Source organism: Pseudoalteromonas sp. OFAV1 (assembly GCF_021532595.1).
Taxonomy (GTDB): domain Bacteria; phylum Pseudomonadota; class Gammaproteobacteria; order Enterobacterales; family Alteromonadaceae; genus Pseudoalteromonas; species Pseudoalteromonas lipolytica_C.
This window is the reverse complement of sequence record NZ_JAKGBG010000007.1, coordinates 132,473-156,616: the sequence shown is the minus strand read 5'-3', so window position 1 is coordinate 156,616 and position 24,144 is coordinate 132,473. Positions and strand designations below refer to the sequence as shown.

General features: G+C 40.5%; 23 protein-coding genes and 3 tRNA genes. 15 read left to right on the top strand and 11 right to left on the bottom strand.

Going from position 1 to position 24,144, the window contains the following annotated elements:
- Positions 1-179: 179 nt before the first annotated feature.
- Positions 180-875, bottom strand: a complete 696-nt coding sequence (locus L1267_RS06355; RefSeq protein ID WP_199526560.1) for a DUF445 domain-containing protein — start codon at positions 873-875, stop codon at positions 180-182.
- A 112-nt stretch (positions 876-987) separates the two neighbouring features.
- On the opposite strand from L1267_RS06355, the gene L1267_RS06350 reads away from it, so the two are divergent.
- Both L1267_RS06350 and L1267_RS06345 read left to right on the top strand, forming a co-directional pair.
- Entirely contained in the window at positions 988-1,848 is an 861-nt protein-coding gene (locus tag L1267_RS06350; protein WP_135924368.1) for a fructosamine kinase family protein, read from the top strand.
- A 209-nt stretch (positions 1,849-2,057) separates the two neighbouring features.
- Positions 2,058-2,261 (top strand): CPXCG motif-containing cysteine-rich protein, encoded by a 204-nt coding sequence (locus L1267_RS06345; RefSeq protein ID WP_235382400.1) that lies wholly within the window; start codon positions 2,058-2,060, stop codon positions 2,259-2,261.
- On the opposite strand, the gene L1267_RS06340 is transcribed toward L1267_RS06345, so the two are convergent.
- The gene (locus L1267_RS06340; RefSeq protein WP_235382399.1) at positions 2,258-2,899 is read right to left on the bottom strand and encodes a riboflavin synthase subunit alpha; all 642 of its coding nucleotides are present in this window, start codon (positions 2,897-2,899) and stop codon (positions 2,258-2,260) included. The two genes, L1267_RS06345 and L1267_RS06340, sit on opposite strands and share 4 nt — an antisense overlap.
- A gap of 98 nt (positions 2,900-2,997) precedes the next feature.
- On the opposite strand from L1267_RS06340, the gene L1267_RS06335 reads away from it, so the two are divergent.
- From L1267_RS06335 to L1267_RS06315, 5 genes are all read left to right on the top strand, one after another.
- The gene (locus L1267_RS06335) at positions 2,998-4,356 is read left to right on the top strand and encodes an MATE family efflux transporter (RefSeq protein WP_138556870.1); all 1,359 of its coding nucleotides are present in this window, start codon (positions 2,998-3,000) and stop codon (positions 4,354-4,356) included.
- Complete coding sequence (locus L1267_RS06330; protein WP_235382398.1) at positions 4,331-5,350, top strand: DUF3080 family protein; 1,020 nt, start codon at positions 4,331-4,333, stop codon at positions 5,348-5,350. The genes L1267_RS06335 and L1267_RS06330 overlap by 26 nt, the downstream gene beginning before the upstream one ends.
- A 113-nt stretch (positions 5,351-5,463) precedes the next feature.
- A tRNA-Val gene (locus L1267_RS06325) sits at positions 5,464-5,540 on the top strand.
- Positions 5,541-5,738: 198 nt separating this feature from the next.
- Positions 5,739-5,815: transfer RNA gene (locus L1267_RS06320), tRNA-Val, on the top strand.
- 256 nt (positions 5,816-6,071) lie between these two features.
- Positions 6,072-6,145: transfer RNA gene (locus L1267_RS06315), tRNA-Val, on the top strand.
- Positions 6,146-6,411: 266 nt separating this feature from the next.
- Here the strand turns inward: L1267_RS06315 and L1267_RS23740 are convergent.
- The 3 genes from L1267_RS23740 to fucP form a co-directional block, all read right to left on the bottom strand.
- Entirely contained in the window at positions 6,412-7,197 is a 786-nt protein-coding gene (locus L1267_RS23740; protein ID WP_235382397.1) for an IclR family transcriptional regulator, read from the bottom strand.
- A gap of 110 nt (positions 7,198-7,307) precedes the next feature.
- Complete coding sequence (locus tag L1267_RS06305; protein WP_235382396.1) at positions 7,308-7,661, bottom strand: L-rhamnose mutarotase; 354 nt, start codon at positions 7,659-7,661, stop codon at positions 7,308-7,310.
- 1 nt (position 7,662) lies between these two features.
- A complete protein-coding gene (gene fucP, locus L1267_RS06300) occupies positions 7,663-9,078 on the bottom strand; it encodes an L-fucose:H+ symporter permease (RefSeq protein WP_235382395.1) in 1,416 nt (471 codons plus the stop codon).
- 317 nt (positions 9,079-9,395) lie between these two features.
- Here fucP and L1267_RS06295 point away from each other — a divergent pair, with 317 nt between their 5' ends.
- The 7 genes from L1267_RS06295 to L1267_RS06265 are packed head-to-tail and all read left to right on the top strand — an operon-like array spanning position 9,396 to position 15,648.
- The gene (locus L1267_RS06295; protein WP_135924360.1) at positions 9,396-9,695 is read left to right on the top strand and encodes a UxaA family hydrolase; all 300 of its coding nucleotides are present in this window, start codon (positions 9,396-9,398) and stop codon (positions 9,693-9,695) included.
- Between the two features lies 1 nt (position 9,696).
- Complete coding sequence (locus tag L1267_RS06290; RefSeq protein WP_138558462.1) at positions 9,697-10,881, top strand: UxaA family hydrolase; 1,185 nt, start codon at positions 9,697-9,699, stop codon at positions 10,879-10,881.
- 20 nt (positions 10,882-10,901) lie between these two features.
- Positions 10,902-12,050, top strand: coding sequence for an alpha-hydroxy acid oxidase (locus tag L1267_RS06285; RefSeq protein ID WP_235382394.1), 1,149 nt, complete (start codon positions 10,902-10,904; stop codon positions 12,048-12,050).
- Positions 12,051-12,073: 23 nt separating this feature from the next.
- Positions 12,074-13,105: an aldo/keto reductase gene (locus L1267_RS06280; protein ID WP_235382393.1), complete on the top strand. Its 1,032-nt coding sequence runs from the start codon at positions 12,074-12,076 to the stop codon at positions 13,103-13,105.
- Positions 13,106-13,116: 11 nt separating this feature from the next.
- A complete protein-coding gene (locus L1267_RS06275; protein ID WP_235382392.1) occupies positions 13,117-13,974 on the top strand; it encodes an amidohydrolase family protein in 858 nt (285 codons plus the stop codon).
- A gap of 22 nt (positions 13,975-13,996) precedes the next feature.
- Positions 13,997-14,773 carry an SDR family NAD(P)-dependent oxidoreductase gene (locus L1267_RS06270; RefSeq protein ID WP_235382391.1) on the top strand — a complete coding sequence of 259 codons (777 nt, stop codon included), beginning with the start codon at positions 13,997-13,999 and terminating at the stop codon, positions 14,771-14,773.
- 20 nt (positions 14,774-14,793) lie between these two features.
- Positions 14,794-15,648, top strand: a complete 855-nt coding sequence (locus L1267_RS06265; protein WP_235382390.1) for a fumarylacetoacetate hydrolase family protein — start codon at positions 14,794-14,796, stop codon at positions 15,646-15,648.
- A 117-nt stretch (positions 15,649-15,765) separates the two neighbouring features.
- Here L1267_RS06265 and L1267_RS06260 read toward each other — a convergent pair whose 3' ends face one another.
- Positions 15,766-16,080 (bottom strand): DMT family transporter, encoded by a 315-nt coding sequence (locus tag L1267_RS06260; protein WP_138558456.1) that lies wholly within the window; start codon positions 16,078-16,080, stop codon positions 15,766-15,768.
- A 230-nt stretch (positions 16,081-16,310) separates the two neighbouring features.
- Between L1267_RS06260 and L1267_RS06255 the strand changes: the two genes are divergently transcribed.
- Positions 16,311-17,219, top strand: a complete 909-nt coding sequence (locus L1267_RS06255; RefSeq protein WP_235382389.1) for a substrate-binding periplasmic protein — start codon at positions 16,311-16,313, stop codon at positions 17,217-17,219.
- 40 nt (positions 17,220-17,259) lie between these two features.
- On the opposite strand, the gene prpF is transcribed toward L1267_RS06255, so the two are convergent.
- From prpF to L1267_RS06230, 5 genes are all read right to left on the bottom strand, one after another.
- A complete protein-coding gene (prpF, locus tag L1267_RS06250; protein WP_235382388.1) occupies positions 17,260-18,429 on the bottom strand; it encodes a 2-methylaconitate cis-trans isomerase PrpF in 1,170 nt (389 codons plus the stop codon).
- Positions 18,430-18,432: 3 nt separating this feature from the next.
- Positions 18,433-21,024 (bottom strand): Fe/S-dependent 2-methylisocitrate dehydratase AcnD, encoded by a 2,592-nt coding sequence (acnD, locus tag L1267_RS06245; protein WP_235382387.1) that lies wholly within the window; start codon positions 21,022-21,024, stop codon positions 18,433-18,435.
- Between the two features lie 117 nt (positions 21,025-21,141).
- Positions 21,142-22,266, bottom strand: a complete 1,125-nt coding sequence (gene prpC, locus L1267_RS06240; protein WP_135924349.1) for a bifunctional 2-methylcitrate synthase/citrate synthase — start codon at positions 22,264-22,266, stop codon at positions 21,142-21,144.
- A gap of 24 nt (positions 22,267-22,290) precedes the next feature.
- Positions 22,291-23,166, bottom strand: a complete 876-nt coding sequence (prpB, locus tag L1267_RS06235; protein WP_135924348.1) for a methylisocitrate lyase — start codon at positions 23,164-23,166, stop codon at positions 22,291-22,293.
- An 83-nt stretch (positions 23,167-23,249) separates the two neighbouring features.
- Positions 23,250-23,954: a GntR family transcriptional regulator gene (locus L1267_RS06230; RefSeq protein ID WP_054554723.1), complete on the bottom strand. Its 705-nt coding sequence runs from the start codon at positions 23,952-23,954 to the stop codon at positions 23,250-23,252.
- Positions 23,955-24,144 lie beyond the last annotated feature (190 nt).

Here is a 24,144-nt window from a genome sequence, read left to right as displayed (position 1 = left end):
AGCACCTATGGGTTTAATAAATCAGCAAGTTATTTGAATTTTGAAACAACAACAAAAACCAGTATCCAAGATATTGCTAAAGTATCTGACGATACAGTCATTGTTATTGCTGGTTCTAAATAATTATGATGAATTCTAAGTAGTAGGCCGATACCGGCCTGCTACACACCCTAACCCTATTATATTAACGCAGCGATAAGACCAAATAAGCCGCCAAACACCCCGCCCCAGATCACTAACCAACCTAAATGTTCTTTGATCATGGTTTGAATAATATCTTTTACCATAGTTGGCGTTAGTTCATTTAAACGCTCATCAACTAAACGCTCAACTGTACCATGTAATGACCCACCTAGATGAGAGTTGGCAAATAGCTTTTCATCAAGAATCGTTTTAAATTCGTCGCTCTTTGATATATCAATCACCGCCGCTTTCATTTTTTCAATGAAAGGTTCACGCATAGGCTCTAACGCATCTCGGCCACCAAACATAGACAGCATGCCACCAAATTGTGAGTTTTCAATGACCTCAATTAAAGAATCATAAGCCGGACTTAAATTAACTTCACTAATAACTGGCTCAAGATCAATATTAGGTTTCGCTAAAGCCATGACTTGATCAATTTTCTCTTCTGCAAAAAACTCGGTCATAACTAAGTTACGTATAGCAACTTTAAAAGAGGCAAATTTAAGAGTAATGACACCTGATCCGTAAAGAAAAGGGACTTTTTCAAACAGCATATGAATTGCAAGCCAGTTTGTTACAGCCCCAGATAAGGCAAATAAACCAACCGTTAATACAACTGTTTGATCAAATAAAAATCCGACTAATACTAAGGCAACTGCCACTAAATTAGTGATGAGACTTTTATTCATCTGAATCCTCGTAAATTAATTACTAAACTTTAATAATATTAACGCCATGGGTTTGTTAATTCACCGTCTTTTTGCCATAGTTTAATTATATGGTTAAAAGGTGAACAGAATTATGTGGAATTCGGTGAATGAGCAGATAAGCCAAGCGATGCATTTTGAGTTTAAGCATACTTTTAAACGCCAGTTACAATCACCCAATAACGATAAATACTTCCATATTGGTGATGATCTACACCACTTCTTTGTTAAGGTAGCTCACTTAAGTGATTTAGAGCGACTCGAATGTGAAGCTTTTAATTTAGAGCTGCTCACGCAAGAGAGTTTATTTATGATACCCGATTGCATCACTACAGGTTGTAACATTGAGTATTCATTCATCGTTCTAGAATGGTTAGAACTTGATAAGCAACCACATTCAAATTGGTATCAAATGGGTGAACATTTAGCCATGCTTCATCAAAAACATACTCAAGCCATGTTTGGCTTTGATAATGATAACTTTTTAGGTCCAACTGTTCAGCCCAATCGATGGCACAGAAAGTGGGATGTTTTTTTTGCAGAGGAACGAATAGGCTGGCAACTGCAATTGTTACAAGAAAAAGGCATTGAGTTAGTAAACCAAGAAATGTTCATCGCCTTTATTAAAGATGCACTGCATAGCCATGTAGTGGAACCATCTCTACTCCATGGTGATTTTTGGCGAAGAAATATGGGGTTTTATAACACCGTACCCAGTATTTTCGATCCAGCTTGTTATTATGGTGATCGGGAATGTGATATCGCAATGAGCGAATTATTTGCTCCACTGCCAGACGCCTTTTACGAGGCATACAACGCGTTATACCCATTACAATCTGGATATGAGCAACGAAAACTCATCTATCAACTTTACCCTGTTCTTAACCATGCAAACATTTTTGCAGGACACTATCTTACTGAAGCAAAACAACAAATCGAATTACTCCTTAAATAACATTAAAATCGTTGTAAAACGAATGTCATAAACCGTTAATCGTGGCTATAGTTTACTTATAACGCGTTCAGATACAGGTGCTAGCCGCTTGTTTAGCGGTTAGTAAGTTATACCAATCTGATTAAATCTAGATTCATTTTTCATGGGTTAAGGTTTAATTCTGATTGCAATTTAACGAACTCAGGCATGCCTGATTAAGGTAAAAGCTGATGAAAGAACATTTCACACAACGTATTTCATGCCCTCATTGTGGCCACTATATACATGTTGCTCTTGATGCAAGCGACGGTGACCAGGATTACTACGAAGATTGCAGCGCATGCTGTAACCCGATCCACTTAAATATGCATATTGATTACGCACACAACAAACTAGAACTTTTCGTTGACAGCGACGACGAGCAAATTTTTTAATTTGCTCGTTTGCTATGTTCTTGTTGGGATAGGTAATTTTCTACGGTGTTTATAATGGTATAGGTTTGTTGATCAACTTCGATATTAAGCTTATCACCAACACTGTACTTATCTAAATTTGTGATTGCGAGTGTTTCTGGGATTAGGTGCAACCAAAAGCCCTGTTCATCAACTTCGCCAACGGTCAAACTTGCGCCATTAACACTAACAAAACCTTTGTAGAGTACGTATTTTTGCCAATCAGCTGCTAATGATAAGTGCATTTTACAATTATTTTGATCATCGTTAATTGCAATAATTTCTGCCATACAATGAATATGACCAGAAACAATATGCCCTCCTAATTCTGTGCCAAAGGTAACTGAACGCTCAAAATTTACTGTGTCATGCTCAGTTAATGCACCTAAATTAGTTAGTCTTAGTGTTTCATCTATTACATCAAAATCAATAAAACTGAACTCTGCTGATTGTTTTTCAAAACTCACGACTGTCAAACAACAGCCATTAATAGCAATACTCGCCCCCAAAGTTAAGTTAGCAGCATAGTCATTAGCTACCTGTAAAGTGAGTCGTAAAATTCCACCTTCGTGAATCGCTTTTTTTACAATAGCTTGGGTTTGTACAATTCCGGTAAACATAGCAACACTTCTTTTCTTCACTAAATAGATAACTGCGATTTTTATTGATCTATGAATAGATTACAATGTTTGTCTGTTTTTTTAGTTGTGTGTTTTTTATGCTTTTTTGTAGTTGGGAAGCCAAGCGCTTAATTTCTTTAGCCATCCCTGTGTTTTTGGCGCAAGTTACACTTATTTTAATGACTGTGGTTGATACAGTAATGGCAGGTCAAGTAAGCGCAACTGACTTAGCTGCTTTATCAATTGCAACTGGTATCTGGAACCCATTAATGCTTGCCCTTCAAGGAATTTTACTTGCGCTTACAGGAATTATTGCGCAATTTTCAGGTTCAAATGATAAACAAGGAATTAGTCATTATTTTCAACAAGGCTTATATTTAGCACTGATACTCAGTTTCATAGGTGTCTTAGTGGCAGGTTTTGCTGATAGCGTATTAAATCAACTGGACACCAGCGCTGCGATTACATCTCTGGCTGAGCAATATATTTACTTTGTTAAATGGGGAATGCTGGGCTTTTTGCTATTTAGCGTGTATCGCAATATTACTGAGGGTATGGGTATGACAAAGCCAGCCTTCTATATCAGTCTAATCGGTTTAGCTGTAAATGTTCCTGCAAACTATGTGTTTATCCACGGTAAATTAGGGTTTGATGCCTATGGTGGTGCCGGATGCGGTATAGCCACAGCACTTGTATTTACTTCTATGGCGCTAACTCAAGTCATTTACTGTCATTTCAGTAAAAAAGTAAATGCTAAAGAACTCCTCGCTAATTTTGCATTACCAAAATTCTCAACAATGTGGATCATTACCAAAGTAGGTATTCCTATCTCACTTGCTACCTTTTTTGAAGTAACCTTATTTGCTTGTATTCCTTTATTTATAGCTCATTTAGGTGCTGTAGCAGTCGCTGGCCATCAGATTGCAGCTAGTGTAACCACCTTGCTATTTATGATGCCACTAAGTCTCTCAATTGCGATAAGTATACGTATTGGCAATTTATTTGGTCAGCAGCACTTTGAGCAATTAAGAAATGCAGTAAGAACTAGCTATATTCTGGCAGCTGTAATTGCATTTATGCTAGCCAGTATTACTTTCTTTGCTCGTGATATCATCAGCCAATTGTATTCAGATAATCCTGAGGTATTAGCACTTGCCTCTTCAATTATGGTATTGGCTTGCATCTACCAATTGCCAGACGCTTTACAGGTCTCAGCTAACGGCATTTTACGTGGATTAAAGCACACAGCCCCTATTGGCTACATAACATTTGTTTCATATTGGCTGATCGGATTTGCGCTTGGATTCGTACTTGCTCGTACAGATTTAATTGTTCCAGCAATGGGCCCTCATGGCTTTTGGATAGGCATTATTGTGGGGTTAAGTGCCGCAGCGATTATGTTGATGTTCACTGTTCATAGGCGATTTAAACATGCACCATTTTTGCAAAACCAATAGCCTTCTAAACTCTATTATTGCTCTAGTGTGTGTGGCACTTATTGCCTGCACACCCTCTTCTGGTGATGTAAATCACACCTATGCGCAAAGACTAAATAACGTGCTTAAAACCGAAGGTTTTAAGCTATCTAAACCGAGTACACTAACTGTTAAGCACTTCTCTTATGACGATGAAGACAAAACAACGATCGGCATGCTTGAACTTGCCCAGTTACGTCAGTGTAAGCTTGCAACTCTGATTGCTGAGCACAATAACCAGCTTGGCAAAACGGCAACACCCGCTAATGTTTTGAGTTATCAAATTAAGTTTATACAAAGCGCAAATAAATGCTTAGAAAGCATTGATGAACAAGATGAACTTTCTGAAAAAATAAAACTCACCGCAGCAAAAAAACAAGCAAACTTAGCCAACTACTTTAAAGCTATGCTGTTCAACGAAACCGAGTTTAAACAAAGCTGGCAACTAAGTTCGACTTATATTGATGAAAATACGTCAGGTTTTAGCGAAACCGTGAGCGCATTGGAGCAGATTGCTAAATTAAACAATCAAATTACTACCAGCAAAATAAACGATATGGAGCCCGATAAAATCATCAGCCAACTTGAAGTGTTAAACCGTTTTAAATACAACAAGCTGTTAATTTCGGCGGCTCGAGCCCAAACACATTACAATCAACAATTAACAGAGCTGCTTATGCAGTACACAAATGATGAACTCTGTCCTGCCAACAAGAATAAACAAAAAGCACAAACGCTAAGTAATGTGTTTAAAAAGTTTTATTTGGAGCAGTTACAACCTTATCAATCATTCTTGGTGGGAAGATTAGAAACCCTACAACCACTTTATCATCAAATATGGCGTGACACTGAAATGAGCCCATTAGTAGATAGCGAAAGTAATGAGGCAATTTTACGTAATCTTAAGCGCTCTGCTAAAAGCCATGTAACTTGGTGGCAAGGTTTTTATCGAGCGTGCGAAATTAGTCCGTTATGAGTAAAAAACCAGCACTTAACATAAAAATAGCTAAAGCTGCTTGATTCACACAAGCAGTCGCTATATATTAGCCTCCGTTGTTTAGCCAAGCTGACAACTTTTTAAATCAAAATACAACCGTAGCTCAGTTGGTTAGAGCACTACCTTGACATGGTAGGGGTCGGTGGTTCGAATCCACTCGGTTGTACCATGATTTAGGTATAACCAAAAGAAAGAGCACTACCACTCTTAATGGCCCGGTCCAAAGGTCGGTGGTTCGAATCCACTCGGTTGTACCACGATTTAGGTATAACCAAAGGAAAGAGCACTACCACTCTTAATGGCCCGGTCCAAAGGTCGGTGGTTCGAATCCACTCGGTTGTACCACTATTGATTTTGACACTTCTGTACGACCGTAGCTCAGTTGGTTAGAGCACTACCTTGACATGGTAGGGGTCGGTGGTTCGAATCCACTCGGTCGTACCAATTCTAAATATCCTATAGCATAAAGCTCAGTCGCTTAGCGCACTACCACTCTTGATGGCCCGCTCCAAAGGTCTGTGGTTCGAATCTACTCGGTCGTACCAAATTTATTCCAACCTTTACTAAGATATTACCCGAAAATCTGAATTGTACAGTTGTAGCTAAGTCGGTTAGCGCACTACCACTCTTAATGGCCCGGTCCAAAGGTCGGTGGTTCGAATCCACTCGGTTGTACCACTATTGATTTTGACACTTCTGTACGACCGTAGCTCAGTTGGTTAGAGCACTACCTTGACATGGTAGGGGTCGGTGGTTCGAATCCACTCGGTCGAAGCAAGTTTATTCCAACCTTTCAAAGATATTACCCGATAATCTGAATTGTAAAGTTGTAGCTCAGTCGGTTAGCGCACTACCACTCTTTATGACCCGCTCCAAAGGTCGGTGGTTCGAATCCACTCGGTCGTACCAATTCTAAATATCCTATAGCATAAAGCTCAGTCGCTTAGCGCACTACCACTCTTTATGACCCGCTCCAAAGCTCGGTGGTTCGAATCCACTCAGTCGTACCAATTCTAAATATTCTAATTTGATAATTGGGATCACTCATACCCTAATAGCTTCGACAACTCTAAAGCTGTTACCTGCATATTTTCGTGGATCATTGCCATATCAGTTGTATGAGAGCCATCAGTGAAATCAATAAATGGCACAACTAACGCCGCTGCGATTTGACCTGTGGCATCAAACACTGGATAACCAATATCATTTACTCCATGAGCTTGCGCACTAATTACACTCTCATAACCCTGACTTTTAACGCGATTGATTATATCCTCGAGTTGTTCAGAATTTGCTTGTGGGTGGTCACTTGGCACACGACTTAGCATTAAATCACGCTTTTCTCGTTCAGAAAACGCCAACAATAAATGCCCTGAACAGGTATTTACTAAGGGTGCTTCAGCGCCAAGTCTAACGCTAAAGATACGCGCCGAAGGTGAATCTTGCTGCACTACAACATGACCTTTACCTTCGTAGTAGATCACTAAATGGCAAGATTGCTCTATGGTATAAGATAATCTGTGCATCAAAGGGTTAGCTAGCGATGTTAAACGCTTAATAGGTGGAAACCGATTGGCTAGCCCAAAGAGCTTTAAGGTTAATCTATGCCTATCACTTCCCGCTGGCGTTTCAATATAGCCGCGTTGCTCTAATACCGCCAACATTCTAAACAACTCGCCGACCGAACGATCGAGTCGTGCTGTGATATCCGTGATATTGAGACCGTCTACTTCACTTGACAGCAATTCAAGCAAATCCAATCCTTTTTCAAGCGCAGGAGCTGAATACACTTTTTTCCGTGATTTAGAATCCGTTTCTTTTTCCACTGATATTCACCTTAATATAACTCACTAGTTTTTTGAGACTAGTTATAAAATTTCCTCAGATTACAAAAGTATACATTAGTTTCATTTATGAGAAAAAGCGCCATACCCATTTAATAAGCTGCTATTTGTTCATCCAGTGAAAAAATCCTCTCAACAAGCTTCCACTTAGCAGATTTACTGGATGACGTATCAACCTTTTGAAACTTTTCCATTAATGCTTCCCATTCTTGAACTTTACTATTTTGAGCATCGAATCTGGCTTTGTGTTCAAAACTAAAATCATCGCTGGTATCAAGTATCATAATTAATTGTGTGCCTAGCCGATGAATCACCATGTTCGTTATACCCACTTCTTTGATTGCCGCAACAACTTCAGGCCATACATTTCCCGGGGCATGGTATTTCTCATATTCGGCTATTAAATCATCGTTGTTTTCTAGCTCTAATGTTAAGCAGTATTGCATTTCATTTCTCCACTGATGTTTTATGTATATAGATAACGCGATAAGCAAAAACAGCTATCACCATAAAACTAATTAAAGGTAGTAAAAAAGAGGTTTGTACTGCACTTAGTGACTTTATCAGTGGTCCTGCATCAATCATCTGCCCTTGTAGAGGTGGCATTAGCGCTCCTCCAACAATCGCCATGACCAACCCTGAGGATGCGATACTTGCATCGGCTTTTAAACCGCCTAAACTGATAGCATAAATTGTTGGGAACATTAAAGACATACACCCCGAAACAGCAATAAGACAATACAATCCGAGCATGCCCCCGGTAAAAATGACAGCAAACGTCAAGCTCGCTGCAGCAATTGCAAAGATCATCAGCAGTAATGCGGCGTTAACCCAATTAAGTAAAAACGTACAAATAAAGCGACTGGCCAGAAAAACACACATAGCAACAATGTTGTAATTCTGCGCTTCAGAAGCGGTTAAGCCTACTTCAGTCATCCCGTAATGGATAATGAAAGTCCAGCACATAATTTGTGCACCAACATAAAAAACTTGAGCAATCACACCTTCAACATAGCGCTTATTTTTAATAAGTTTTACAAAAACCTCCTTCGCGCTATTGTCACTTTGATTTACTTTAACAGCCTGTGTATTAGGCAAGCGATAAAATAAATAGATAAAAAATAAGACAATGACAATCATAGCAATTACCACATAAGGGTCTCGTATTGTCGCCAAATCAGCTGCCTGCATCGCCATATGATTAAATGGTTCTTCTTTTGAAAAGGTATAAAGTGCTTCGGTAAGCTTTTCATCAACAACTGCGGGGAGCCAATGTGCATATTCTGGATGTTGTAATTTTTCTTCAGCTCTAAACTGTTCTATTTCAAGCTTATTTAGAATCATAGTTGAGGCAACAAACATGCCCATCAACGAACCAACAGGGTTGAATGCTTGCGCTAAATTTAACCGCTTTGTGGCTGTCCGCTCATCTCCCATCGATAAAATATAAGGATTTGCAGTTGTCTCTAAGAGTGCCAATCCACAGGTTAAAATACACAAAGAAGCCAAAAAATAATTAAATTCCATGTAATAACTGGCAGGAATAAATAGTAATGCACCCAGTGCATATAGCCCAAGTCCAAGTAGTATCCCAGATTTATAAGAATAACGCCGAATATACAATGCGGCAGGAATAGCCATCACTCCATACCCTAAGTAAAAAGCAAATTGCACAAGAGAACTCTGTGCATTTGAAATTAGAAAAATATCTTTGAACGCTTTTACCAGCGGGTTGGTAATGTCATTTGCAAAGCCCCAAAGAGGAAAAAGTGCTGCAACCAGAATAAAAGGTATCAGCATATCCGTTGCGATTAATGGTGCAGTTTCCCCTCCCTCTTTTGTACCTAATTGATATGTGTTCATTGTTAATTACGCTCTTAGTTAGATGCTGTTAATACGAACTGCTTAGTACAGTTCATGTTTAAAAGATTGCACGATAAATTCATATATACAATTAAATTTCATATAAGAAAAATATTATTTTGAATATGTCTATTAAAAACAATTGGTTATTTACTATTTTTTTAAAGGTTCCTGGCTGTAGCAACAAATGACAGTGGCTAGAGACAAAAGAAAGATGTTGACTTGTTAAATCATTACAAATATTTTAAATATGAAAAAATAATTCATACTTAAAATAAATTGCTAATGTACCAACAAACTTTAATTGTGAGGATTGAATGTCTGGAAATAAATTTGTGTTACTGCATGAACAAGACAACGTCATTGTTTGTTGTCAGGCTGCATACCTTGGTGAAGCGATCACCATTGCAAATGATGAGCTAACGCTAAATACAGATGTCACTGTTGGTCATAAAGTTGCCTGCCGTGCAATTCAAAAAGGCGAACAAATTTTAAAATACGGTGTGCCTATCGGATCTGCCACTGACGATATTGAAAAAGGACAGCATGTGCACCTTCACAATATGAAGAGTGACTATATAGCAAGCCACACTAGGCACTCAGTTAGTGGAGATTAATATGCAGGGCTATTTAAGAAGTAATGGTAAAAAAGGTATTCGTAACACTGTGGTTGTAGCCTACTTAGTTGAATGTGCACACCATGTGGCAAGAACAATCGTTAATAAGTCAAATAACCAAGACATCCAACTTATTGGCTTTCCTGGCTGCTATCCAAACAATTATGCACTTTCTATGATGACTAAACTGTGTACCCACCCTAATGTTGGCGGTGTGTTACTCGTTTCTTTGGGATGTGAAGGGTTCAACCGTGAACACTTAAGTGAAGCTATCAGTCAGTCTGGTCGCCCCGTTAGTACGCTTGTTATTCAAAATAACGGCGGAACAAAAAACACCATTGATAAAGGGGTTCAAGAAGCTGCGGCTATGCTAGAACAAATTTCTTCATGCCCTGTTGTTGATATGACAGTTGATGAATTAGTTATTGGCACAATTTGTGGTGGTTCAGATGGCACCAGTGGTATCAGCGCAAACCCTGCTGTTGGTAAGTGTTTCGACCGTTTAATTACGCAAAATGCAACCTGCATTTTTGAAGAAACCGGCGAACTTGTGGGCTGCGAGCAAATAATGGCGCAAAGGGCCGAATCGAAAGACCTTGCAGACAAGCTTGTATCTTGTGTAATTAAGGCTGAGAAATATTACACGAAAATGGGCTATGGCAGCTTTGCTCCGGGTAATGCAGAGGGTGGCTTAACAACACAAGAAGAAAAATCAATGGGAGCTTATGCTAAGTCAGGTGGCTCGTTAATTAATGGCATTATTAAACCGGGTGAAGAGCCTCACAAAAAAGGCTTATTCTTGATGGATGTAGTCCCTGATGGAGACCCTAAATTTGGATTTCCAAACATTTCTGATAATCAAGAAATCATCGAAATGATTGCATCAGGTGCCCACATCACATTATTTACAACCGGTCGTGGCTCCGTTGTTGGTTCAGCTATTTCGCCAGTAATTAAAATCTGCGCAAACCCTGAAACATACAAAAACTTAAGTGATGACATGGATATAAATGCTGGAAGTATTATCGAAGGTCAGAAAACGGTAGAGCAAGTGGGAGATGAAATCTTTGATCTTATTGTCCGCATTGCAAGTGGTGAACAAAGTAAATCTGAACAAATGGGACATCAGGAATTTTTGTTAACTTATAAAACATTCGACAGCATAGGACCTGCTTGCTTGAATTAATGTGAGCAGAGGACATCATCATGAATAATTACTTTAATCATAAATACCCTGATATATCGGACCTCAAGAAAAAAGCCAAACAACGCATACCACGCTTTGCATTTGACTACCTTGAAGGTGGCTGTATGGAAGAGCGAAGTGTTCAGAGAAATCGAGACGAGATCAATGCTGTACAATTGCGTAGTACATTATTAAAGCCTTTTTCTGGCAGCGATCAATCAGTTGAACTATTTGGCCACACCTACTCTGCTCCTTTTGGAATTGCACCCGTTGGTTTGCAAGGCCTAATGTGGCCAAAAGCGCCTGAGATACTGGCTAAAGCTGCCGCTGAAAAAAACATCCCTTATGTATTAAGTACTGTTTCGTCATCTAGCCTTGAGCGTATTGCAGAAGTGTCTGAGGGTCATGCTTGGTTCCAATTATACAACCCAACAGATGAGAGCATTCGTAAAGATCTATTAAGTCGCATAAAAGCAGCACACTACCCTGTATTGGTTGTCACAGTTGATGTGCCAACATTTGGCTATCGCCCAAGAGATATCCGCAATGGTTTGGCGATGCCACCTAAAATGACACTCTCAAACATCATGCAAATGCTAAGTAGACCCCGTTGGTTTTACGAAACATCGCTTGCTGGCAAGCCTGAAATGCAAACCCTAAAACCCTATATGCCTAAAGACATGCCAACCGATGAACTTGCAGCATTTATGAATAAAACAGTTATGGGCCGTGTAGATATTGAGGGACTAAAGCCTATACGAGATATGTGGCAAGGGCCATTAGTAATAAAAGGATTAATTAGTGAACAAGATGTGAAATCGGCTATAGAACTTGGCGCTGATGCTGTCGTAATTTCTAATCATGGTGGTCGACAACTTGATGCAGGTGAATCACCAGTAAAACCACTACAAACTATCGCATCTAAGTATTCAAAAGACATAAAGATATTTATGGATAGCGGTTTACGAAGCGGCACTAATATTGTGAGTGCCCTAGCAAGTGGAGCAGATTTTACTTTTCTGGGTAGACCTTTTGTATATGGCGTTGGCGCATTAGGTGATAAAGGAGGCATTCATACCATTAATGCATTGATGATGCAGGTAACGCAGATAATGAACCAATTAGGCTGTGAAAAAGTAACGGACTTACCAAGCTTCCTAGTTAAATAGCTGAACAATATGGTAGGAGTATTATGAAAAACGTTTTCAACACTCGTCAACTTGGTAACACAAACCTAAATATATCAACGTTAGGTTTTGGGGCTGCGTCTATGGGTAATTTATATCAACCAGTCAGTGATGAAGAAGCTAAAAAAACTTTATCATCGGCTATTGATATAGGTATCAACTATTTTGATACAGCTCCGCGTTATGGTGCAGGACTAAGTGAACGTCGAGTGGGAGATGCACTAAGGGAACTTCCAAAACAGGATTATATATTATCCACAAAAGTTGGAAGACTCATTAAACCAGACGCGAAAGCGGATGTAACGCAGCTTCGCCATGGTTTTGCTACTCCGATGCCTTTTGATGCTCAATATGACTACAGCTACGATGGCATTATGCGCTCATTTGAGGATAGTCAGCAACGTTTAGGGCTCGCTGAAATTGATATTCTTCTGGTTCATGATCTTGGCAGAGATACTCATGGAGATAGAGATTCATTTTATTTTATGCAGTTCGAGCAAGGTGGTTATAGAGCACTTGATGAACTTAAAAGTAGCGGACAAATCAAAGCGATTGGTTTAGGTGTAAACGAAGTCGAAATTTGTAAGCGAGCCATGAATATTGGCCAGTTTGATTGTTTTTTATTAGCCGGCCGATACTCATTACTTGAACAAGAACCAGTCAACGAGTTTCTTCCTCAATGCATTACAAATGGTACGTCGATAATTCTCGGCGGTCCTTACAACTCGGGCATATTAGCAACTGGCGTTCGCACTAACAAAACGCCCTTTTATAACTACAACCCTGCCCCTAAAGAAGTAATTTTAAAAGTAGATAAAATTGAGCAAATTTGTATAGACCATAATGTCACTCTCGCAGCTGCTGCACTGCAATTTCCGCTTGCACACCCGGCAGTTGCATCGGTTATTCCAGGCCTTGGCAATGCAAAGCGAGTTGCAAAAACTGTACAGCTATTTAATGAAGTGATCCCTTGTGCATTTTGGCAAGATTTAAAATCTGAACAGTTACTTGCTGAAAATGCCCCAGTACCGATGTAATGAGCGTAATTATGAAATCAACATCTAGCTCAATAATAGAAAAAGTAGATAGCCATCAACACTTTTGGCAATTAAGCCGAGGAGACTATAACTGGCTAACTTCTGACTTTACTTGTCTCTATAAAGATCATTTGCCTGAATTACTAGCTCCAGCATTAGAGTTATATGGCATAACGAGCACAATTGTGGTTCAAGCTGCAGATTCAATAGATGAGACATACTTCTTGCTCGAACTAGCTAATAAAACTGATTTCATAGCAGGTGTCGTCGGTTGGGTTGATTTTCAAGCCAACGATGTCATTTCTTATTTAGCGTCATTAAGTAAAAATCCCTATTTCAAAGGTATTCGTCCAATGTTGCAAGATATTGACGACCCTGACTGGATACTCAATGACGATTTTGCTGCTATTTTTGATTTTTTAGCAAACAACAGCCTTACATTTGATGCACTCATACTTGATATACATCTTGAGCAGATAACATCAATTGCAAAGCGCTATCCACAATTAAATATTGTAGTTAACCACCTTGCTAAACCTGACCTAACAAAACCTATGTCAACGAAATGGCAACACCAGTTAACCTGCTTGGCAAAGTTAGAAAATGTTTCTATTAAGTTTTCAGGACTAATGACACAAGCTGCAACAGATTGTGTTGATGTTGCTATTTATCGTCAATATTTTCAGCTCATTTATCAATTGTTTGGTCCGAAAAGAATTCTTTGGGGCAGTGATTGGCCTGTTGTCAACATGAATGGCAGTTATGCTCTGTGGCATGACATTAGTCAGGCATTGATCAATGAATTGCCTAAAGCAGAACAGCAGTTGATATGGTCAGAAAATGCGCGAAATTTTTATAAGTTACTCTAATCACACCTTTTAAGGACACATTATGAATCAGCAAAGCTCAAAAAAAATTGCCTTAGTTACAGGAGGTGGTAGCGGAATAGGTCGAAGTATCTGTTTACGTTTAGCGAAACGGAATATGCATATTCTTGTTGTTGATTTAAATATCGATGCTGCAAACACAGTGATGCAAGAAATAAATGAAAACGGTGGATCTGCACAAGCATTTGCAGTAGATGTAGCTAACCATCAACAAGTTGCAGAGTTGTTTGCAACTATAAAAAAACACTATGCCATTGATATTCTGATAAACAATGCAGGTATAGCCCACATTGGCAATATCGAAAATACCACAGAATCAGACTTAGACAGACTCTATAACATCAATGTTAAAGGTGTGTATAACTGTATGCATGCAGCCATTGCAAGCATGAAAGAAAAACAAAGCGGCGTCATCATTAACCTAGCATCTGTTGCTTCATCCGTAGGAATTGCCGATAGGTTTGCCTATTCAATGACTAAAGGTGCCGTTTTAACTATGACCTACTCTGTTGCAAAAGATTATTTATCATACGGTATTCGTTGTAACTGTATTGCCCCTGGTCGTGTTCATACCCCTTTTGTTGATAACTTTTTAGCACAAAGCTACCCAGATAATCAGACTGAGATGTTTGAAAAGCTCTCAAAAAGCCAACCTATTGGTCGCATGGGTAAACCTGAAGAAATCGCAGGACTTGTTGATTACTTATGCTCAGACGACGCTGCATTTATAACAGGCAGTAATTTCCCGATTGATGGCGGTTTCGTCACACTTAATAATTAACTGAAGTAAAGAGAATCATTATGAAACTACTCAGATATGGCCCTGAAGGCCAAGAAAAACCCGGTATTATAGATGGTGACGGTAAAATTCGTTGCTTAAGTGGCATTATTAATGATGTTAATGGAGCCGCTCTTTCAGTTGAGAGCCTAGAAAAAATAAAACGCTTAGACCTTACATCACTACCTATTGTAGATGAGTCAGTAAGAATCGGCGCATGCGTTGCTAACGTTGGTAAGTTCATTTGCATTGGTTTGAACTACGCAGATCACGCTGCAGAATCTGGCATGGCAATCCCAAAGGAGCCTGAAGTATTCAGTAAAGCCACCAGCGCCATCAGTGGACCTAACGATAATATTATCAAACCTAAAAACAGCGAAAAATTAGACTGGGAAGTTGAACTTGCCATCGTCATTGGTAAGCACGCCTCCTATGTCGATGTTGAAAATGCCAATGACTACATAGCTGGTTATTGTGTTTGTAATGATGTATCTGAGCGTAACTTTCAACTAGAGCGTGGCTGCCAATGGGATAAGGGTAAAGGCTGTGACACATTTGGTCCACTTGGTCCTTGGCTAGTAACCAAAGATGAGATTGCTGATCCACTTAATTTAGATATGTGGTTAAAAGTAAACGATACCCAATTCCAAAATGGTAATACTAAAACCATGGTATTTGATCCTGCGTTTATTGTTAGCTATCTCAGCCAATTTATGAGCCTACAACCAGGCGATGTTATCTCTACAGGTACTCCACCGGGAGTTGGTTTAGGGCAAACTCCGCCAATTTATTTGAACGATGGTGATGTTGTAACCCTAGGCATTGAAGGCTTAGGTGTACAACAGCAACGGGTCGTTGATTATAAGAAATTACACTAAGTAATAAATCCCAAATTACATTTGATCAGGACCAAAATCCGATAGAGCGACAGCCTATCGGATTTTTATTTAATACCAATCCTAAAGATTACTTAATTATTTTCAGAGATAAAAAATCTAACTCGCTAGTTTCAAACCAATAATTCCAAGGGCAATCAGCAGTAAGCTGGCTATTTTTAATAGACTCACGCCTTCTGCTAGTAGCGTCATACCTAGTATTGCAGACCCAATCACGCCAATACCTACCCAAACGGCATAAGCCAAACTAAGTGGTAATGATTTAAGCGCCACACTTAAGCAATAAAAGCTCGCAGCCATAGTTAAAATTGTAAAGAATGAGATGAGTGGTTTAGTAAAACCGTTTGATTGTTTTAGGCCATAAGCCCAAGCGACTTCAAGTAAGCCAGCGGTAATAAGTAGGATCCAATTCATGGTCGACCTCTTTATGGGGTCGTCCCCGAATTTAATTTCAACTTTAAGGTCGTCCTCAAAGCGGTGTAACACTTCGCCACACCCGACGAAATCTACTATGTTGCGAATACCCTGTCAACGATATGAATTAGATTTAAGCCACAGCTTAGAGGTATATTGATCAAGTGATTAGGTTGTATATTTACAGCAAAAGACTAAGCTATATGTAAATAACAAAACTTAAATACTATATGAAACTGTTTGCAGCGTTATTTTTATTTTTTTCATATCAAGCTATTGCTAACCTTACTCCTGTTACTTATGAAATGGATGGCGAATTTATTACAGAGCAAGCGGTACGCTTTAATGGCGGGTACGGTTATAACCTAGATGCCAAACACGTTCTAAAGCTCGTTACCCTCGATTGGCCCCCTTATATAGACGAAAACTTATGTAATAAAGGTTGGCTTTTCCAATTTACGGTCAGTGCTCTTCTTGAAAAAGGCTACGGCGTCCATATTAGTTTTTACCCTTGGGCACGTGCAGTTAGAGAAGCTGAATTAGGCCGAGCTGACATCCTCTTTCCTGAGTACTTCATTGAAGGTAATGTGATTTCTGATAACTTTTTAGATAAAACCCGTAACGATTTACTCGCTTTAAGTCATGCACTCCCGGGAGGAGATCTATCTTTCGTGGCGTTAAAAGGAAACCAAATCCCTTTCAATGGTGACTTAAACTCAGTAAAAGACCTGCCTATTGGAGTGGTACGCTCATATAAAAACACCAAAGAATTAGATGCCATGATCGATAACAAAGAAATCGATACAATCGTGGCAAATAATGAGTATCAATTAATACACCTCTTATTAAGTAATCGTGTAAGCCTCATTGTGGCAGATCTTGAAGTGTTAAAAGCCAGCGTTCATAAATCTGAGTTATCAATTAAGGGTAAGCGACAAATATTAGAATCACTGGTCGCACTAGAACCAAAACTTGAATACAAAGCACTTTATTACTCTGTCAGTAAATCAACACCGCATTGGCAAAAAGTTTTACAAGATTTGAATGATGAAATAGAAATGATGCAACAAAGCGGCAAGTTTGATGAGTTTATTGAAGGCATGAAACAACAGTGCTACGGATTAGAAAAAGCGACGTAACCGCCGCTTTATTTTGAGCATATCAGTACGCTATAGAGTACTACTCAGGCACTCTAACCCAGCCTTCCATTAACACGCGCGCACTTCGGCTCATACTTGCTTTTGTGACTTGCCATTTGTCATCAACAAGCGTTGCAGCGGCACCCACTTTTAAAGTACCAGAAGGATGACCAAAGTTTACCTCCTGACGCTCACCACCGCCTGCAGCAAGGTTAACCAAGGTGCCAGGAATAGCAGCTGCAGTACCAATAGCAACAGCAGCTGTGCCCATCATCGCATGGTGTAATTTACCCATCGACATAGCACGTACCACTAAATCAATATCAGTATCACTAACAACTTTACCGCTTGACGCATGATAAGTTTTAGCTGGTGCAACCCAAGCTACTTTTGGCGTATGTTGACGTGCTTTTGCTTCATCAATATGAGAAATTAGCCCCATTTTCAATGCTCCGTAAGCACGAATCGTTTCTAATTTTTCAAGCGCAGATACATCACCGTTAATGGCTTCTTGCAGCTCTGTACCATCATAGCCAACTTCACTGGCGTTAATGAAAACCGTTGGAATACCCGCATTGATCATGGTCGCAGACAACATACCAATGCCTGGCACTTCTAGTTCATCGACTAAGTTACCTGTTGGGAATAAGGCCCCTTCGCCATCTGCAGGGTCCATAAATTCAAGTTTCACTTCAGCGGCAGGGAATGTCACACCATCAAGCTCAAAATCACCAGTTTCTTGTACTTCACCATTTGTAATTGGCACATGCACTATGATGGTTTTACTAATATTGACTTGCCATACTTTAACTTCGACAACGCCGTTTTCTGGAATTTTGTTGGCATCAACAAGGCCGTTCGACACAGCAAAGGCCCCGACTGCTGAAGTTAAATTGCCGCAATTACCACTCCAATCAACAAACGCTTTATCGATAGCCACTTGACCAAACAAATAATCGACATCGTGATCAGCTTTAGCGCTTTTCGATAAAATCACCGTTTTACTGGTGCTTGACGTTGCGCCGCCCATGCCATCAGTTTGTTTTTGGTAAGGATCGGGGCTGCCAATTACACGCAATAACAGGTTATCGCGCGCCTCACCTGCCACTTGGGCAGGCTCAGGTAAATCAGTTAAGTTAAAGAACACCCCTTTACTGGTGCCGCCACGCATATAGGTCGCTGGCACCTTAATTTGTGGTTTAAACCCCATTACTTAGTGCTCCTCAGATTCTAAGAAATCTTGCGCGAAACGTTGTAGTACACCACCTGCTGAATAAATTGACACTTCTTCAGCGGTATCTAAACGACACGTCATTGGTACTTCAACAGTTTCACCATTGGCACGGGTGATCACTAAAGTCAGGGTTGCACCTGGTGTTGGCTCACCTTTCACACTAAAGGTTTCACTGCCATCAATACCTAATGTAGTTCGCGTAGTACCTGCTTTAAACTCAAGCGGTAATACGCCCATACCAATTAAGTTAGTGCGGTGAATACGCTCAAAGCCTTCCGCTGCAATCACTTCAACACCTGCAAGGCGTACACCTTTTGCAGCCCAGTCACGTGATGAGCCTTGACCATAATCGGCACCTGCCACAATAATAAGCGGTTGTTTACGCTGCATGTAGGTTTCGATTGCTTCCCACATACGTGTCACTTTGCCTTCTGGTTCAATACGAGCGTATGAACCTTGCTTCACTTCACCATTTTCTTTAACCATTTCATTCAATAACTTAGGGTTAGCGAATGTTGCGCGCTGTGCAGTTAAATGGTCGCCTCGGTGCGTAGCATACGAGTTAAAATCTTCTTCTGGAAGGCCCATTTTAGCTAAGTACTCGCCAGCTGCACTTGACGCTAAAATCGCATTTGAAGGCGATAAGTGGTCAGTGGTGATGTTGTCACCCAGTACCGCTAATGCACGCATATTACTAAGCGAACGTTCACCCGCTAATGCACCTTCCCAATAAGGAGGACGGCGAATATAAGTACTTTGTGGACGCCATTGGTAAAGCGGATCGTTGTCTTCACCGTAATCTACACTTAAATCAAACATTGGCTCGTAAACCTTTTTAAATTGTTCAGGTTTAACACTTTGTTTGATCACTGCATCAATTTCTTCATCTGATGGCCATAAATCCATTAAGCGAATTTCGTTGCCTTGTTGATCGTACCCTAATACATCTTTTTCGATATCAAAGCGAATAGTACCAGCAATGGCATAAGCAACAACCAGTGGTGGTGAAGCTAAGAATGCTTGTTTAGCATAAGGGTGAATACGGCCATCAAAATTACGGTTACCCGAAAGTACAGCTGTTGCATATAAGTCACGGTCAATCACTTCTTGCTGAATCTTTGGATCAAGCGCACCACTCATGCCATTACAGGTCGTACATGCAAAGCCAACGATACCAAAGCCAAGTTGCTCGAGTTCAGGTAATAAATTTGCTTCTTCTAAGTAAGATTTAACCGCTTTAGAACCCGGTGCCAGTGATGTTTTAACCCATGGCTTACGGGTTAACCCTTTAGCGTTAGCATTGCGCGCAAGTAAACCAGCAGCAATTACGTTGCGTGGGTTACTGGTATTAGTACAACTTGTGATTGCTGCAATGATACAGGCGCCATCTGGCATTAAGCCTTCTTGATTTTCAACGATGCCAGTGATACCCGCTTTATCAAGGTCCTTTGTTGCAACACGGCGATGTGGATTCGATGGGCCCGCAATATTGCGCCCAACTGATGACAGATCAAAGGTTAACACACGCTCATATTCTGCCGTTTTAAGGCTATCGCTCCAAAGACCGGTTTCTTTTGCGTAAGTTTCTACTAGTTTAACCTGCTCTTCTTCGCGACCTGTTAAGCGTAGGTAATCAAGTGTGTTGTCATCAATGTAGAACATCGCAGCTGTTGCGCCAAACTCTGGCGTCATATTAGAAATAGTTGCTCTGTCACCCAAGGTAAGTGCATCGGCACCTTCACCATAAAACTCAAGGTAGGTCGACACAACTTTTTCATTGCGTAAAAACTCGGTGATCGCTAATACGATATCAGTTGCAGTAATACCTGGTTGTGGTTTGCCTGTTAGCTCAACCCCAACAATGTCAGGTAAACGCATGTAAGACGCTCGGCCAAGCATCACGCTTTCAGCTTCAAGACCACCCACGCCTACAGCAATAACACCTAATGCATCGACCATAGGTGTATGGCTATCAGTACCAACTAGTGTATCTGGGAATGCCACGCCATCGCGGTTTTGGATCACCGGTGACATTTTCTCTAAATTGATTTGATGCATAATGCCGTTACCCGGCGGGATCACATCAATATTTTTAAATGCTGTTTTCGTCCAATTGATAAAATGAAAACGGTCATCATTACGACGATCTTCAATAGCACGGTTTTTTTCAAAAGCATCCGGTTCAAAACCTGCGTGTTCAACCGCTAATGAATGGTCAACAATTAACTGTGTTGGTACCACAGGGTTTACTTTTGCAGGATCGCCGCCTTTTGAAGCAATAGCATCACGTAGGCCCGCTAAATCAACTAACGCTGTTTGACCTAAGATATCGTGGCACACAACACGAGCAGGAAACCATGGAAAATCTAAATCACGCTTACGGTCAATCAATTGCGACAGCGCATCATTTAGCATTTCAGGTTCACAACGACGAACTAAGTTTTCGGCAAGTACTCGCGATGTGTAAGGAAGTGTGGCATAGCTGCCCGGTTTAATTGCATCAACAGCAGCGCGAGTATCAAAGTAATCGACTCCTGTGCCTGCTAATGGTTTTCTAAAATTTGTATTCATGATGATTCTACTTGTACTTGGTGACGGTGAACAAAGGTGGGCTGATTGTTTTTGTATTTATTTCGCCCCTTCATAAAGGGGCAGCTAAGCTACCCCTATCACTGATTTAATTAACGATTAACGCTCAGAAATTGGCGTATAGCTGCGTGCTTCTGGGCCCGTATAATCTGCACTTGGGCGAATGATACGGTTGTTAGCACGTTGCTCTTTCACGTGTGCTGTCCAACCCGTAACACGGCTCATCACGAAAATTGGCGTGAATAACTTAGTTGGAATACCCATGAAGTGATACGCAGATGCATGGAAGAAATCAGCATTACAGAATAATTTCTTTTCACGCCACATAACTTCTTCACAGCGAACAGACACTGGATAAAGAACATCGTCACCCACTTCTGCAGCCAGTTTTTCTGACCATTTTTTGATGATCACGTTACGTGGATCTGATTCGCGGTAGATAGCGTGACCAAAGCCCATGATCTTGTCTTTACGCTCAAGCATACCCATCAGTGCATCTTCAGCTTGATCTGGGCTTGTGAAGCCTTCAATCATATCCATAGCGGCTTCGTTTGCACCGCCATGCAGTGGACCACGTAAGCTACCGATAGCACCCGTTACACAAGAATGAATATCCGACAATGTCGATGCACACACACGCGCAGTGAATGTCGATGCATTAAACTCATGCTCAGCATAAAGAATTAAAGACACATTCATTACTTGCTCAAACAGTGCTGATGGTGCTTTGTCATGTAATAAACGTAAAAAGTGTGCACCTACCGAATCATCATCAGTTTCAGTGTCGATACGAACGCCGTCATGACTAAAACGATACCAGTAACAAATAATGCTTGGGAATACGGCAACTAGGCGGTCAATCGCATCATTCGCTTGTGAGAAATCTTGCTCCATTTCTAGGTTACCTAGCATAGAACAACCGGTGCGCATTACATCCATTGGGTGTGCGTCTTTAGGGATGTTTTCAAGCACTGTTTTTAGTGCTTCAGGTAAACCACGTAGTGATTTTAGCTTTGCTTTATATTCAGTAAGCTCAGATTCTGTTGGTAATTCACCACGCGACAGTAAAAAAGACACTTCTTCAAACTGCGCTTTATCTGCTAATTCACTAATATCATAACCACAATAAGTTAAACCTGAACCTGACTTACCTACTGTACACAGTGCTGTTTCACCTGCTACTTGACCACGTAAACCTGCGCCGCCTAATGCTTTATCTACCATGAGTGTTCTCCTTATATGTTGTCGTTATGATTTTTTAGCTGAGAAAAGGTTATCGAGTGTGTTTTCATATGAGTGGTAATCTAAAAACTCATATAATTCTGCACGTGTTTGCATGTTGTCTAATTGGCTTTGTTGTGAGCCTTCGTTAAGAATAGACGAATACACATTAAGCGCTGCTTTGTTCATCGCTCTAAATGCACTTAATGGATAAAGTACAATTTCAACACCAACTTCGCTTAACTGCTCTTTTGTATAGAGCGGTGTTTGACCAAATTCAGTGATATTCGCAAGAATTGGCACATTTAACGCTTTAGCAAACGCTTGGTAATCTGCTAAATCATGCACAGCTTCTGCAAAGATAGCGTCTGCGCCAGCTTCAACACACGCTGCTGCGCGGTCAATCGCTGCATTTAAGCCTTCTTTTTGGAATGCATCAGTACGCGCCATAATGTAAAAATCACTGTCTGTTTTGGCATCAACCGCAGCTTTAATACGGTCAACCATTTCATCTTTAGACACGATCTCTTTATTAGGACGGTGACCACAACGTTTTTGTGCTACTTGGTCTTCAATATGGAAGCCCGCAGCACCCGCTTTAGTCATTTCTTTAACGGTACGAGCAATATTAAATGCACCGCCCCAACCTGTGTCAGCATCAACAAGAAGCGGTAAGTCGGTAGCGCTGGTAATTCGACGAATATCTTCAAGTACGTTATCTAGGCTAGTCATACCTAAATCTGGCATGCCGTATGACGCGTTAGCAACACCTGCACCTGAGAGGTAAAGTGCTTGGTGACCTGTTTTCTCTGCCATCATTGCGCAGTACGCATTGACGGTGCCAACCACTTGCAATGGCTTGTTGTTGGCAATTGCCTGTTTGAACTTTAATCCTGCTGACATTGGATAACTCCTATCTTTGAACGGTTTCAGCTCTTTGGCTGACTCTATTTTTAAATCTAAATTGTGACTGTTTAACTACGGTGCTACTGATTTTTTGCTGCGAGTAAGTCAAACTTAGTCTGAATATTTGCCTGAGACGCGCTGATATGGCGTTTCATAAGCATTTCGGCTAATTCACCGTCATGGTTTTCAATGGCATTAATAATAGCCAAGTGTTCATCAAATGCTTTTGATACACGTGGCCCAACCATACCCATTTGTACACGGTACATACGAATTAACTGGTACAACTCATTGCATAAAAGATGAATTAAATGTGCGTTTTTCGACCCTTTTATAATGCGATAATGAAAATCAAGGTCGCCCGCTTCTTGGTAGTATGATTCACCTTCTTTTACACGCTGTGTTTGTAAGTGCTGGTTCAATAACTGCTTTAAACCCTGCACTTCTTCAGGTTCCATGTTGTCGGCAGCTAACCGACAAGCGAGCCCCTCAAGGGCACTACGTACCTGATAGACTTCGATTAAACGCTCAGCGGTCAGTGCGACTACACGGCAACCAACATTGGCTTTACGCTCGACCAAATAACAGCTCTCTAAACGATTTAGCGCCTCGCGAAGGGTGGCACGGCTTACACCATAGCGTTTAGCAAGTTCTGGCTCAGAAATTTTGCTACCCTGCTCAATGGTGCCTTGTACAATTTCACGACGCATGTCGACAAACACTTGGTCTGATGCCGTTGTTATCGTGATATCGTTGTAGTTATCGTTGGCTTTTTGCTCTGTCATAAATAGGTCTATTTAAGTACTAAATTAAGATTGTCGACAATTTGTGAGTTCACTATGCGCCCTATCATCGAATGTGTCAACCTTGAGATCGGAAAAACAGACTAAAAAACCAGCAAAATGTCGACATAAAATGATACTTATCAAAAATAATGACTATAAAAGACATTTATACCGGCAGTTTGTCGACACT

Bases quoted from the DNA above. Each gene is read 5' to 3' on its own strand.
- L1267_RS06355 (WP_199526560.1), bottom strand. From the start codon at position 875: ATGAATAAAAGTCTCATCACTAATTTAGTGGCAGTTGCCTTAGTATTA.
- L1267_RS06350 (WP_135924368.1), top strand. From the start codon at position 988: ATGTGGAATTCGGTGAATGAGCAGATAAGCCAAGCGATGCATTTTGAG.
- L1267_RS06345 (WP_235382400.1), top strand. From the start codon at position 2,058: ATGAAAGAACATTTCACACAACGTATTTCATGCCCTCATTGTGGCCAC.
- L1267_RS06340 (WP_235382399.1), bottom strand. From the start codon at position 2,899: ATGTTTACCGGAATTGTACAAACCCAAGCTATTGTAAAAAAAGCGATT.
- L1267_RS06335 (WP_138556870.1), top strand. From the start codon at position 2,998: ATGCTTTTTTGTAGTTGGGAAGCCAAGCGCTTAATTTCTTTAGCCATC.
- L1267_RS06330 (WP_235382398.1), top strand. From the start codon at position 4,331: ATGCACCATTTTTGCAAAACCAATAGCCTTCTAAACTCTATTATTGCT.
- L1267_RS06305 (WP_235382396.1), bottom strand. From the start codon at position 7,661: ATGCAATACTGCTTAACATTAGAGCTAGAAAACAACGATGATTTAATA.
- fucP (WP_235382395.1), bottom strand. From the start codon at position 9,078: ATGAACACATATCAATTAGGTACAAAAGAGGGAGGGGAAACTGCACCA.
- L1267_RS06295 (WP_135924360.1), top strand. From the start codon at position 9,396: ATGTCTGGAAATAAATTTGTGTTACTGCATGAACAAGACAACGTCATT.
- L1267_RS06290 (WP_138558462.1), top strand. From the start codon at position 9,697: ATGCAGGGCTATTTAAGAAGTAATGGTAAAAAAGGTATTCGTAACACT.
- L1267_RS06285 (WP_235382394.1), top strand. From the start codon at position 10,902: ATGAATAATTACTTTAATCATAAATACCCTGATATATCGGACCTCAAG.
- L1267_RS06280 (WP_235382393.1), top strand. From the start codon at position 12,074: ATGAAAAACGTTTTCAACACTCGTCAACTTGGTAACACAAACCTAAAT.
- L1267_RS06275 (WP_235382392.1), top strand. From the start codon at position 13,117: ATGAAATCAACATCTAGCTCAATAATAGAAAAAGTAGATAGCCATCAA.
- L1267_RS06270 (WP_235382391.1), top strand. From the start codon at position 13,997: ATGAATCAGCAAAGCTCAAAAAAAATTGCCTTAGTTACAGGAGGTGGT.
- L1267_RS06265 (WP_235382390.1), top strand. From the start codon at position 14,794: ATGAAACTACTCAGATATGGCCCTGAAGGCCAAGAAAAACCCGGTATT.
- L1267_RS06260 (WP_138558456.1), bottom strand. From the start codon at position 16,080: ATGAATTGGATCCTACTTATTACCGCTGGCTTACTTGAAGTCGCTTGG.
- L1267_RS06255 (WP_235382389.1), top strand. From the start codon at position 16,311: ATGAAACTGTTTGCAGCGTTATTTTTATTTTTTTCATATCAAGCTATT.
- prpF (WP_235382388.1), bottom strand. From the start codon at position 18,429: ATGGGGTTTAAACCACAAATTAAGGTGCCAGCGACCTATATGCGTGGC.
- acnD (WP_235382387.1), bottom strand. From the start codon at position 21,024: ATGAATACAAATTTTAGAAAACCATTAGCAGGCACAGGAGTCGATTAC.
- prpC (WP_135924349.1), bottom strand. From the start codon at position 22,266: ATGGTAGATAAAGCATTAGGCGGCGCAGGTTTACGTGGTCAAGTAGCA.
- prpB (WP_135924348.1), bottom strand. From the start codon at position 23,166: ATGTCAGCAGGATTAAAGTTCAAACAGGCAATTGCCAACAACAAGCCA.
- L1267_RS06230 (WP_054554723.1), bottom strand. From the start codon at position 23,954: ATGACAGAGCAAAAAGCCAACGATAACTACAACGATATCACGATAACA.